This is a genomic window from Gordonia sp. CPCC 205515 (genome assembly GCF_048537925.1).
Lineage (GTDB): Bacteria > Actinomycetota > Actinomycetes > Mycobacteriales > Mycobacteriaceae > Gordonia.
The window spans coordinates 249009-261601 of the sequence record NZ_JBCLVJ010000011.1 but is presented as its reverse complement, the minus strand read 5'-3'; the positions used below and the strand labels follow the sequence as shown (position 1 = coordinate 261601).

Here is a 12593-nt window from a genome sequence, read left to right as displayed (position 1 = left end):
GCTGACCACCCGGACACTTGGCGACGAGCCACGTCATCTACCGCGGTAGCGTCGGTTCATGAGCGATGTGATTGAGGCGGCCCCGAAGTGGTTCCTCGAGGCGTTGGCGGTGCCCGTGGATACGGGACGGGTGGACGTGAACGGTGCGTCGATCGCGTATCGGGCGTGGGGCGAGCCGAACCGACCGGGGATCGTGCTGGTGCACGGCGGTATGGCGCATTCTCGCTGGTGGGACCACATTGCGCCGCAGCTCACCGATGGCCGTCGGGTGGTCGCCCTCGACCTGTCCGGGCACGGCGACAGCGAGTGGCGTAACGAGTACTCACCGGATGACTGGGTGGCCGAGGTCCTCGCCGTTGCCGAGCACGGCGGTATCACCGGGCGCCCGGTGTTGGTCGGACACAGCATGGGTGGAATCGTGGCGTTTCACGCGTCGGCGACCCGCGGCGAGCTCGTGGATCGCGTGATGATCTTCGATTCCCCGATCCGGGACCTGACTCCGGAGGAACTGGAGATGCGGGTGCAGCGTCCCGAGTCCGCGCCCAAGGTGTACCCGACGATCGATGCTGCCGTGGCACGGTTCCGGCTGGTCCCCGAGCAGGACACCACCGAGCCGTACGTGTTCGACCACATCGCCCGTTCGTCGCTCAAATCAGTCGAGGGTGGGTGGAGTTGGAAGTTCGACGGCAACCGAATCGGCAGGAGCCACCGCACGACGTTCGATCAGGCGACGGCGCAGAACCCGATCGCCTACTTCCGTAGCGAGAACGGCATCATCAGCGATGAGTTGCTCGATCAGATGCGGGTGATGTTCGGTCCGGATGCGCTGGTGGTCGAGCTGCCTGTCGCGGGTCATCACCCGGTGTTCGACCAGCCGCTGGCGGTCGTCACGGCGATACGCACCACGTTGGCGGCGTGGGGGTAGTTCATCCTCATCGTCGCGCCGTGCCGGACAGCAGGGGCAGCAGTGTCGCACACGTGTGCGAACATGGATGCATGAGTGCGCAGAAGGCCAAAGGACTGACAACCGACGACCTGGCGTCATTGGCAGCAGGTCTCGCGGCGGGTAAAAGGGTCTCGGTGTATCTGCGGGAGCCGATGTCGTCGTTGGGTCTCGACGCGGGAACATCGGCGCGGGTGGTGGCCGTCGCGGGCTCGACGGTCACGGTCCGGCCCAAGGGCGTCGACGACGAGTTGCCGTTCGAGGCCGATGAGCTTCTCAAGAGTCGCCCGGGAACGAAAACCGCTGCGCCCGTGCATCGGGAGCCCGCAAGGGCCGCGACATCGAGGGTCACGACACCGACGGCCGCAGCACCGAAGCCGGCTGCGGCACCCGGAGCTCGAGCCGACGCGGCGCCGGCGACTCCCGAGAGTCCGAAACCCGCTCCCGCGAAGACCGCCCCGCGTCGCGGGAAGACATCACCAGCAGCGGTCAGTGTCACGGTGACCTCGACCGGCACCAACACCTGGACCGTGTCGGTGTTGCACGGCACGCGGCGTCAGGGCAAGCCCGCCGTCGTCACCGCCGACCGCGTCGCGCAGGCCATGCGTGAGCTCGGCGACGACGCCGCGATCAACGCCGTCGATGCGGTGATCAACTCGGCGCGGGAATCGGCGCAACGCCGGATCGCGGAGCTCAGTCAAGAGCTCGAGGACGCGAAAGCAGCGCTGGCCGACCTCAGTGGTTCAGACTGCGCGCAGCGAGGCAATGTCTGACAAAAGTAGTACTCTCGGTTGCATGCGATCGATCACCAAGCGCGAGCTCAATCAACAGACGGCGGCCGTCCTCGACCAGGTCACCGACGTCGATGACGTGGTGGTGACTGAGCGGGGCACGCCGCGCTGGCGGATCAGCGTGGTCGCAGACGAGGAGACCGTGCTCGCGCGACTGGAACGCGATGGGCAGTACACGCCCCCGTCTGCCGATCCTGCTCCGTGGCCCGACCACCCAGGTGGGCCCACCTATTCTGGTGCGGAGGCCGCCGCATTGCTGGATGAGATGCGTGGGGATCACTGACCGGTGGCCGATTCTCTCATCTACCTCGACTCCTCGGTGGCTCTCCGCACGATCCTGGACGTGCCCGAACGGGTGCAGCTGCAATCGTGGATGCGGTCGTCGGGCGCAACCTTCATCTCGTCACGCCTCTTGCGCACTGAAGTCATCCGGGTCTTGCGGCGCGACAACAGATCACCCGGAGACGCAGCACCACTACTCGATCGGGTCGGCTTGATCGAGCTCAGCCGTGCAACCCATACGGTCGCCGAATCCGTTGAACGGCACGTCAAAACCCTTGATGCACTGCACCTGGCGACGGCGCTGATCATCGGGGAATCGGTGACGGTGGCGACACACGACTTGGGGATGAAGAACGTCGCTGAGCATATGGGACTGCGGGTGACAGACCCGGTCGAATTACTTCGGTAGTGGCGTGGAGCGTTTGTTTGTTCTGCCGCAGCTGAAGTCGTCGGTCGACCTACCTATACTCGTGCGTCGGCCAAGGTGATTAGGGTGGCCGACTGCCGCCGCCCCGGCTCGACGAGAGTCGCGAAATGTTCGTGTGTGAACCTGCCGCGACCGGCCAGGTCGGCGATGGACAGTGCCGCAGCCGCATCCCTTACGGTGACCACCGGCTCGAGGGTCATCGGGTCGTGTCCCGCTGTGCCGGTGAGGTATCCGAAGCGCGGTTCCCATGCGGCGGCCTGCGCCCGGTACCACTGATCGAGGCGGTCGTGCTCGGCTGCGGCCTCGCGGGCGTGCACCCAGGCGCCGAAGCGACGATGACTGTCGGTGGCGAGCGGCGTGGAGGGTACGCCGTTGTCGTCGACCCGATCGGCCACATCGAAGGCGTGGGTCACGACGGCTCGCCAATTGCGGCCGAAGGTTCCATGGAGGGCGACCTCTGACACCTCGAACTGCTCAAGCAGCGCAACCACTTCCGCGACCGTGTCCGGGGACGGGTCGTGGCACCCCGGCAGTCGCGGGGAGAGTAGTTGGAAGACGACGAAGGCGTGGCCGCGGTGCGGGGTGGCCCGCAGGAGCAGGTCGAGCACGCCGCCATGGACATCGGGGCGGAACACCTGCTGCGGATTCGGGCTGGTGCGCAGCAGATCGGCCGCGGTCTCCGGCAGCGGCCAGAGCAGGTCGATGATCTTGGCGTCGGGCATCAGGGTGCCTCCTCGGGCTCGAGCGTTGGGGGAGATCAGCATTCGACGAAATTGACCGGTACGTTGACGGCGAGACCACCGGTCGAGGTCTCCTTGTACTTGGAGTGCATGTCGGCGCCGGTGGTCTTCATGGTTTCGATGACCTGATCGAGGCTCACCCGGTGGGTGCCGTCCCCGCGCAGCGCCATTCGTGCCGCGTTGATGGCCTTGCCGGCCGAGATGGCGTTGCGTTCGATGCACGGGATTTGTACCAGTCCGCCGATGGGATCGCACGTCAGGCCCAGGCTGTGCTCCATCGCGATCTCCGCGGCATTCTCCACCTGTTCGGGTGTGCCGCCGAGGATTTCGGCCAGGCCGGCGGCGGCCATCGACGCTGCGGAGCCGACCTCGCCCTGGCAGCCGACCTCGGCGCCGGAGATCGAGGCACGCTGCTTGTAGAGGGAGCCGACCGCGCCGGCGGTGAGCAGGAATCGGATCGCGGTGGCGTCGGGATCGGCGCGACCGGCCGTGGTGTAGTGGGTCGCGTAGTGCAGCACTGCCGGCACGATGCCCGCGGCGCCGTTCGTCGGGGCGGTCACGATCCGTCCGCCGGAGGCGTTCTCCTCGTTGACCGCCAGCGCAACAAGATTCACCCAGTCCTCGGCGAACTCCGGTGCGCGGTTGGGATCTTCGGCGTCGAGCCGCTCGAACCACGCCTTGGCGCGACGGCGGACCTGCAGGGCGCCGGGTAGATTGCCGTCGCGGGCGATGCCGCGGCGCTCGCAGTCGACCATCACGTCGCGGATGTGCAGCAGCCGGTCATGGATCTCGGCGACCGTGCGCGACTCGGATTCGATCGACAGCATGAGTTCGCTGATGCTGGAACCGAACTCGTCACACAGCTCGAGGAGTTGTTTGCCGGAGTCGAAGCTCAGTCCGGAAGTGACCGGGGTGTCGACCGCAGTCTCGCGGCTCTCGGCCTCGGTCACGACGAAGCCGCCGCCGATCGAAAAGTAGGTCTCCCGATGCAATTCCGTGCCATCGCTGCCGAGCGCGGTGATCGTCATGCCGTTGGGGTGGCACGGCAGAACAGTCAACGGCCGTAGGATCAGGTCGTCCTCGGTGAGCGAGATTCGTCGAACTCCACCGAGTTCGATACATCCCGTGTCGCGCATCGCAGCAACGCGGGATTCCATCGCGTCGGTCTCGATCTCCTCGGGCAGATGCCCCTCGAGGCCGAGCAGAACGGCGGTCATCGTGCCATGGCCGGCTCCGGTGGCGGCCAGCGAACCGTAGAGGTCGACGCGGACGTCACTCGTCTCGTCGAGCGCGCCGAGGGTGCGCAGATCGGCAATGAATCGGGCGGCGGCCCGCATCGGTCCCACGGTGTGTGAGCTCGACGGCCCGATGCCCACCGAAAACAGGTCGAAAACGCTGACGGTCATCGGAGATTCGGTTCCCTTCGCTCAGCGGCTGAACTCTGATCGGCAAGTGATATACTAGCCGTGCAACAACGGTAGGTCAGGCAAGGTGGAAGGTCAAGAGCTACGGCGTCCCGGTGAGCGTCAAGCGCGGATCTTCGCCATCTCCGGGTCGACGAGGGGCTCGGCGACGACGGTTGCGGGCACCCGCCGGTCGAAGTAGCCGATCTCCACGGTGGTGCCGACCGTGGCCGACGACGGCAGCCACGCGTAGGCGATGGGCGCACCCACGGTGTGGCCGAACGCGGCGCTGGTGACGTACCCGGCGGGTGCGCCGTCGAGGTAGACCGGTTCGGAGCCGAGGATGACGGTGGTCTTGTCGTCGATGGTGAGGCAGGCGAGTCGTCGTGCCACGGTGTCCTCGGAGATGCCGTCGAGGGCATCTCGGCCCACGAACTCGCCCTTCTGTCGTCGGACCGCGAAGCCCAGGCCGGCCTCGTACGGGTTGTGTTCGGTGGTCATGTCGGTGCCCCAGGAGCGGTAACCCTTCTCCATCCGCAGGCTGTTGAACGCGGCCCGGCCGCCGGCGATGATGCCGTGCTGCTGTCCCTGTGCCCAGAGCACGTCCCAGAGTTTCTGGCCGTACTCGGCGGAAGTGTAGAGCTCCCAACCGAGTTCGCCGACATATGACAGACGCATCGCGGTCACCGGAATGCCGCCGATCCGAACATGCTTGGCGCGGAAGTACTTGAAGCCCTCGTTGCTGAAGTCGTCGAGCGAGAGTGCCTCGACGACCTCCCGGGCGTAGGGACCCCACAACCCGATGCAGCAGGTGGCACCGGTGATGTCGCGGATCGACACCGAATTGTCCTGCGGTGCCTGACGGCGCAGGTAGTCCAGATCCAGGTTGCTGTTGGCGCCGACCTGGAACACACTGTCGGACAGGCGTGCAACGGTGAGGTCGCTGCGAATGCCGCCGGCGTCGTCGAGCGCCAGGGTATAGGTGACCGCCCCGACGGACTTGTCCATCTTGCCGGTGGTGAGTCGGTCGAGCAGCGCCAGTGCCCCCGGGCCGGAGACCTCCAGACGGCGGAGTGGGGTCATGTCGTACATGGCGACGGCGGTGCGCGTGCGCCACGCCTCGGCGGCCGCGATCGGGGAGTGGAACATCGCCGACCACTCGTCGCGGGCCGGCGGTTGCCACTGCGCGGGCAGGTCGTCGAGCAGTGCCGCGTTGGCCTCATACCAATGCGGGCGTTCCCACCCGCCGCTCTCCAGGAAGAAGGCACCGAGTTCGACCTGCCGGGCGTGGAACGGGCTGACCCGCAGATTGCGCGGGGATTCCTTGGGCTGCAACGGATGCAGGATGTCGTAGACCTCGACGAAATTCTGCTGCGAGGTCTCCGACACGTAGCCGGGGTCGAGTTGGATCTCCTCGAAGCGGTGGACGTCGCAGCCGTGCAGCTCGATCTCCGAGCGACCGTCGACGAGCAGCTGCGCGACCGAGCGGGCGATACCCGCGGAATGGGTGACCCACACGGCTTCGGCGATCCAGAAGCCGGCGACGTCGGGGGATTCGCCGACCAGCGGTCCGCCGTCGGGGGTGAAGGAGAAGATGCCGTTGAAGCCGGTGGCGCGATCGACCTCGGCGGTTTCCAAGCAGGGCAACAGTTTCTGGCATTCCGCCCACGCGGGTGCGAAGTCCTCCTCGGTGAACGCGAGCATCGAGGGCATCGCGTCCTCACCGACCTCGCCACCGGGCAACTCCGCCACATCGGCGGGCATCGGGCGGTGTGCGTAGGAGCCGATGCCGAGGCGGTCGACGTGCTCGCGGAAGTAGAGGTCCTGATCCTGGTGGCGCAGGATGGGGAAGCCGGCCTCGGACGCCTCGGTGTTGCGGCCCACCAGTTCCGGGATCTGGCTGGTCTTGGCGTATTGATGAGCGAGCGGCAGCAGCGGCACCGACATCCCGACCAGTTCGCCGAGTTCCGCGCCCCAGAACCCGCCGCAGGAGACGACGATGTCGGCGGGCACGACTCCGTTGTCGGTGCGCACACCGGTGACCCGGCCGCCGCTCTGCTCGACGCCGACAACCTTCGTCGAACCGCGGAACACCGCACCACGACTCTGCGCGCGGAGCGCCAACGCGATGACCGCCCGCGACGCCTTGGCCAGGCCGTCGGTCTCGACGTAGAGGCCACCGAGAATCCGCGACGGATCGAGCAGCGGATGCAGCTTGGCGCACTCCTCGGGATCGATGACCCGGCCCTCGACACCCCACGACGTCGCCCATCCTTGCCGGCGGTAGAGCTCGGCGAGCCGGGCCTCGGTGGTGGCGACCTCGAGCCCACCCACCGGATTGAAGCACCACTGACCGTCGACGTCGAGGCCGCGGAACTTCTCCCCGGTGTACTGCGCGAGCTGCGTCATCGTCTTTGACCCGTTCGTCTGGAACACCAGCCCGGGCGCGTGCGAGGTCGATCCGCCGGTCAACGGCAGGGGACCCTGGTCGAGCACGGTGACCTGATCCCACCCGCGGGCGGTCAGTTCATCGGCGAGATTGGCGCCGACAATGCCGGCCCCGATGATCACGACACGCGGTGATCCCATACAGCGTTCTCCTCAAGTAGCGGCAGGTTTGCCCGGCAATTGATATATCAAAAGGCTACGTTTCGCCTGCTATGCCGGTCAACCCCCATAAATGTGCCATTTTCGGGTTGACGGCGCCGAGCATGTGGCATACGTTACACACATGATGATGTGTTAGAGCATCACGTAAATATTTCAGAAGGACAGCCCAATATGTCTCACCAGATCGTTGACCCGTTGCTCCAGCCCTTCACGTTGAAGAACGTCACGCTGCGTAACCGAGTGGTCAGCACCTCGCACGAACCGGCCTACACCGAGGACGGCATGCCGAAACGGCGCTACCGCCTCTACCACGAGGAAAAGGCCAAGGGCGGCATCGGACTGACCATGATGGGCGGCTCGGCCGTCGTCGCACCCGACAGTCCCGCTGCGTTCGGCAACCTGCACGTCTACAAGGACGAGATCGTGCCGTGGCTGCGCGAACTCGCCTACGGCGTGCACGAAAACGGCGCCGCCGTCATGTGCCAGATCACCCACCTGGGCCGTCGCACCAGCAACTACGACGGCGACTGGCTCCCGGTGATCGCGCCCTCGCCCATCCGGGAACCCGCCCACCGCGCCTTCCCGAAGGCGGCCGAAGAGTGGGACATGGACCGCATCGTCAAGGCCTACGCCGATGCCACCGCCCGGTGTCGCGAGGCCGGACTCGACGGCATCGAACTCGAGGCCTACACCCATCTCCTCGACTCGTTCTGGTCGCCGCTGACCAACACCCGCGACGACGAGTACGGCATGGGCCGCATCGAGGACCGACTTCGTTTCCCGCTGCGCGTGATTCGGGCCGTCCGCGAGGCGGCCGGGCCCGACTTCGCCGTGGGTATCCGGATGTCCCTCGATGAGGACATGCCCGGCGGACTCGGCTACGAGGAGGGCCTCGACATCCTCAAGCGGGTCTCCGCCGAGGGCATCGACTTCGTCAGCGTCATCAAGGGCTATATGGCCAGCGACGAAGCGCTCTCCCGGGTCATCCCGCCGATGGGCACACCGGTCGCACCGCACCTCGAGTTCGCCGGCGCGGTCAAGGCGGCCATCGACATCCCCGTCATGCACGCCTCCCGCATCAACGACGTCTCCACCGCCCGGCACGCCATCCGCGACGGACTCGTCGACCTCGTCGGCATGACCCGCGCACACATCGCCGACCCGCACATCGTCGCGAAAATGCAAGCGGGCGAGGAGGATCGCATCCGACCCTGCGTCGGCGCAACGTACTGCCTCGACGAGATCTACCAGAACCGCGACGCCAAGTGCATCCACAACCCGTCCACCGGCCGCGAAGACCGACTGCCGCACCATGTCCCGGCGTCCACCGGACCTGCCAAGACTGCGGTCGTGGTCGGTGCGGGACCGGCCGGACTCGAAGCCGCACGGGTGTTGGGGGAGCGCGGCCATCGGGTCGTGGTCTTCGAGGCCGCCGACCAGGCCGGCGGACAGGTCCGTCTCGCGTCGTCGTCGCCGCGGCGGCGGGACCTGATCAGCATCATCGACTGGCGCCTGGCCGAGTGCAAACTCCTCGACGTCGACATCCGGATGAGCACCTACGCCGAAGCCGACGACGTACTCGCGGAGAACCCGGACATCGTCGTGATCGCCACCGGCGGCATGCCGAACACCGACTTCCTCAGCGAGGGAGCGCAACTGGTCACCGACGGCTGGGACATCCTGTGCGGCGCGGTGCGCCCGCGCGGCGACGTCCTGCTCTACGACGACAACGGCGGCCACCCCGGCCTCGACGTCGCCGAGGTCATCGCCAAGGCGGGCGTCCCAGTCGAATTCGTCACGCCGGAGCGCACTTTGGCCCCGGACGTGGGTGGCGTCAACTACCCGGGCTACTTCAAGGCCTTCGCCGAACACGATGTCCGGGTCACCCTCAACGAACGGGTCACCGGGGTGCGGCGCGCCGACGGTCGCCTCGAGGTCGACCTCTACAACGAGTACGCGAAGGTCACCCGGCAGCGCACCGTCGACCAGGTCGTCGTCGAACACGGCACGCTGCCGCTCGACGACCTGTACTTCGAACTCGTACCCGGTTCCACCAACCTCGGCGAGGTCGACCAGCAGGCGCTGCTGGACACCCGGCCGCAGGAGGTGTCCCGCAACCCCGAGGGCGATTATCAGCTCTTCCGGCTCGGCGACGCGGTCGCCAGCCGCAACATCCACGCCGCCATCTATGACGCCTTCCGACTCTGCTTGGTGCTCTGATCGATGACTCGGCAATACTGAAAGGCGTGAGCACCATCGATCGTTACGAGTTCGACGAAGCCGACGTTGTCGTCACGCACGAAAAGTCCTATGCCGCGGGCGTGCCCGCCGTGAAAGTGTCGTTGCAGCGCGGCATCGAGCAGATGGGCGTGGTGCGGACCGCGCGAACCCTGGTGAAGCTGAACCAGCGCAATGGATTTGACTGTCCGGGATGCGCGTGGCCGGAGACCCCGGGACACCGCAAGCACGCCGAGTTCTGCGAGAACGGCGCGAAGGCGGTCGCCGAGGAGGCCACGACCCGCCGCGTGGACCCGGAGTTCTTTGCCCAGCGCTCCGTCGATGATCTGCTGACCCGCACCGACTACTGGCTCGGGCAGCAGGGGCGGCTCACCCATCCGATGGTGCTGCGTCCGGGCTCGACCCACTACACGCCCATCGGGTGGGCCGACGCCTACCGGCTGATCGCCGACGAACTGCAGGCTCTCGACACCCCGGATGCCGCGGCGTTCTACACCTCGGGCCGGACCTCGAACGAAGCGGCGTTCGTCTACCAGCTCCTGATCCGGGCGTTCGGCACCAACAACATGCCCGACTGCTCCAACATGTGCCACGAATCGTCGGGCAGTGCCCTGGTGGACAGTATCGGGATCGGCAAGGGGTCGGTGTCGGTACCCGACCTCGAGCAGGCCGACCTCATCCTCATCGCCGGACAGAATCCGGGCACCAACCACCCGCGCATGTTGTCGGTGCTGGAGAAGGCGAAAGCCAACGGCGCCAGGGTGATTGCCATCAACCCGCTGCCCGAGGCTGGGTTGCTGCGGTTCAAGGATCCGCAGAAGGTGCACGGCGTCGTGGGGGACGGGGTGTCGATCGCCGACGAATTCCTGCAGATCAGGATCGGCGGCGACCAGGCGCTCTTCCAGGGGCTGGCCAAGCTGCTCCTCGACGCCGAGGACCTCACTCCCGGCAGCGTGCTGGACCAGGCGTTCATCGACGAGCACTGCGCCGGCTTCGACGACTATGCCGCCCACATGCGCAAGGTCGACCTTGACGAGGTCATCCGCGCGACGGGGCTCACGCGTGAACAGCTCGACGAGACCGCAGAGGCGCTGATCCGGTCGTCGAAGACCATCATCTGCTGGGCGATGGGCCTGACGCAGCAGACCCACGGGGTTGCGACGATTCAGGACGCCACCAGCCTTCTGCTGATGCGGGGGATGATCGGCAAGCCGGGCGCCGGAGTGTGCCCGGTGCGTGGGCATTCCAACGTGCAGGGCGACCGCACTATGGGCATCTGGGAGAAGATGCCCGAATCGTTTCTGCAGGCGCTCGACGCCGAGTTCGGGATCACCAGTCCCCGCAACCACGGCTACGACGCGGTCGATGCCATCCGCGCGATGCGCGACGGCAAGGTCGGCGTGTTCATGGCGATGGGCGGCAACTTCGTGGCCGCCACCCCGGACACCGAGGTCACCGAGGCCGCACTGCGGCGGTGTTCGCTCACCGTCCAGGTGTCGACGAAACTCAACCGATCCCATGCGGTGACCGGCCGGACCGGGTTGATCCTGCCGTCGCTGGGCCGCACCGACAAGGATCTGTCCGGCGGGCGCAAACAGCTTGTGACCGTCGAGGATTCGATGTCGGTGGTGCATCTGTCGCGCGGCAGCCTGAAGCCGGCGAGCGACGAGCTGCGCAGCGAGGTGCGGATCGTCTGCGAACTCGCCCAGACACTGCTCGGCGCTGAACACGCGGTGCCGTGGGCACGGTTCGCGTCCGACTACGACAGCATCCGCGACTCCATCTCCCGCGTCGTACCCGGATTCGCCGACTTCAACACACGGGTGCGTCAACCCGACGGTTTCGTCCTCCCGCATCCACCGCGCGACGATCGCAGGTTCGAGACGCGTACCGGCAAAGCCAATTTCGTTGCGCACGAACTCTATTGGCTGCCGGTACCCGAGGGTCGGCTGATTCTGCAGACGATGCGCAGCCACGATCAGTACAACACCACCATCTACGGTCTCGACGATCGGTACCGTGGCGTGAAGGGTGGACGGCGGGTGATCCTGATCAACGCCGACGACATCGCCGCCCTTGGTTTCGCCGAGGGGGATAGGGTGGATCTTATCTCGGAGTGGACGTTGCAGGATGGCTCGATCGAGGAGCGTCGGGCCGACGACTTCCGGCTCGTGCCGTATCCCACCCCGCGCGGCAACGCGGCCGCCTACTATCCGGAGACCAATCCGCTCGTCCCGCTCGATCATGTTGCCCGGGAATCGAACACCCCGGTGTCGAAAGCGGTGACGATCCGACTCGAGCGTCGCTGACGGTGGCGGTGGGCTCAGAACATCGCCCGGATCCCATTCTCGAAGTCACGGACATGCGCCTCGGACAACTGCCGGGCGAGGTCACCGTTGCGGTCCAGGATTGCCTGCAGCACTTCGGACTGCGTGTGCACGTGATGATTGAGATCGGGCAGACGTTCGCGCGCGAGGTTCCACATGCGCACCGACAGGTCGAGGTTCTGGGTCAACGCGTCGAGCAGATACGGGTTGTGTGACATCCGGTAGATCGCGCGGTGCACGTCGACATCGAGTTCCAACAGAACCGACGCATCGCTGGTCTCGTCGAGAACCTTCAGGAGCTCCTGAAGTTCTTGTCGCTCTTCATAACTGGCCTCGGTGGCGGCTCGCTCGGCCGCTAGCCCCTCGAGTCGTTCCCGCACGTCGCACACCGCTTTGAGGTCGGTGAGATTGAGATCGGCGACGAAACTGCCGCTGCGAGGGTAGATCACCACGAGCCGGCCGTAGGCGAGGCGCTTGACCGCCTCCCGGATGGGCGTTCGCCCGAAGCCGAGTTCCGCTGCGAGTTTGTCCTCTTCGATGGGTGCGCCGGGCGCCAGGTCGAGCGTGACGATCTTGTCCCGGATCGCGTCGAAGGCCTGATCGGAGAGCAGTCGGTTACCGGCCACCGGCTCGCCCCTTTCATCGTGGAAACGCAATCTCCGTGCTCTGAAACTTCAGTGCACGGAGATTGTATATCAGATGCCGCTTTGGGCGCTCGATCCGAGAATTTGGTGGGTGCTCAGGGACCGCGCGGAGCGCTACCGACATGGGCCACACGTTTCCGCACTGTTCGCGTGCACAGTGCACACGAACAGTGCGGAGAGATGTGGCT

10 protein-coding genes are annotated in these 12593 nt (G+C 66.3%); 6 read left to right on the top strand and 4 right to left on the bottom strand.

Annotation, left to right across the window (positions count from 1 at the left end; genetic code table 11):
• Positions 1 to 58 precede the first annotated feature (58 nt).
• From AAFP30_RS18725 to AAFP30_RS18710, 4 genes are all read left to right on the top strand, one after another.
• Positions 59 to 925, top strand: coding sequence for an alpha/beta fold hydrolase (locus tag AAFP30_RS18725; RefSeq protein ID WP_419231490.1), 867 nt, complete (start codon positions 59 to 61; stop codon positions 923 to 925).
• 71 nt (positions 926 to 996) lie between these two features.
• Positions 997 to 1716, top strand: coding sequence for a DUF6319 family protein (locus AAFP30_RS18720; protein ID WP_419231489.1), 720 nt, complete (start codon positions 997 to 999; stop codon positions 1714 to 1716).
• 22 nt (positions 1717 to 1738) lie between these two features.
• Positions 1739 to 2017 carry a hypothetical protein gene (locus AAFP30_RS18715; protein WP_419231488.1) on the top strand — a complete coding sequence of 93 codons (279 nt, stop codon included), beginning with the start codon at positions 1739 to 1741 and terminating at the stop codon, positions 2015 to 2017.
• Between the two features lie 3 nt (positions 2018 to 2020).
• A complete protein-coding gene (locus AAFP30_RS18710; RefSeq protein ID WP_419231487.1) occupies positions 2021 to 2425 on the top strand; it encodes a type II toxin-antitoxin system VapC family toxin in 405 nt (134 codons plus the stop codon).
• 53 nt (positions 2426 to 2478) lie between these two features.
• On the opposite strand, the gene AAFP30_RS18705 is transcribed toward AAFP30_RS18710, so the two are convergent.
• The 3 genes from AAFP30_RS18705 to AAFP30_RS18695 all read right to left on the bottom strand — a co-directional run bounded on the left by AAFP30_RS18705 (position 2479) and on the right by AAFP30_RS18695 (position 7175).
• On the bottom strand, positions 2479 to 3165 hold the full coding sequence (locus tag AAFP30_RS18705; RefSeq protein WP_419231486.1) for a hypothetical protein: 687 nt from the start codon (positions 3163 to 3165) through the stop codon (positions 2479 to 2481).
• A gap of 35 nt (positions 3166 to 3200) precedes the next feature.
• Complete coding sequence (locus AAFP30_RS18700; RefSeq protein WP_419231485.1) at positions 3201 to 4589, bottom strand: L-serine ammonia-lyase; 1389 nt, start codon at positions 4587 to 4589, stop codon at positions 3201 to 3203.
• Between the two features lie 120 nt (positions 4590 to 4709).
• Complete coding sequence (locus tag AAFP30_RS18695; RefSeq protein ID WP_419231484.1) at positions 4710 to 7175, bottom strand: GcvT family protein; 2466 nt, start codon at positions 7173 to 7175, stop codon at positions 4710 to 4712.
• Positions 7176 to 7367: 192 nt separating this feature from the next.
• On the opposite strand from AAFP30_RS18695, the gene AAFP30_RS18690 reads away from it, so the two are divergent.
• Together AAFP30_RS18690 and AAFP30_RS18685 are read left to right on the top strand one after the other, a co-directional pair.
• The gene (locus AAFP30_RS18690) at positions 7368 to 9416 is read left to right on the top strand and encodes an FAD-dependent oxidoreductase (protein ID WP_419231483.1); all 2049 of its coding nucleotides are present in this window, start codon (positions 7368 to 7370) and stop codon (positions 9414 to 9416) included.
• Positions 9417 to 9442: 26 nt separating this feature from the next.
• Positions 9443 to 11743 (top strand): FdhF/YdeP family oxidoreductase, encoded by a 2301-nt coding sequence (locus tag AAFP30_RS18685; RefSeq protein WP_419231482.1) that lies wholly within the window; start codon positions 9443 to 9445, stop codon positions 11741 to 11743.
• Between the two features lie 14 nt (positions 11744 to 11757).
• Here the strand turns inward: AAFP30_RS18685 and AAFP30_RS18680 are convergent, their stop codons facing one another.
• Positions 11758 to 12387 carry a GntR family transcriptional regulator gene (locus AAFP30_RS18680; RefSeq protein WP_419231481.1) on the bottom strand — a complete coding sequence of 210 codons (630 nt, stop codon included), beginning with the start codon at positions 12385 to 12387 and terminating at the stop codon, positions 11758 to 11760.
• Between the last annotated feature and the right edge of the window lie 206 nt (positions 12388 to 12593).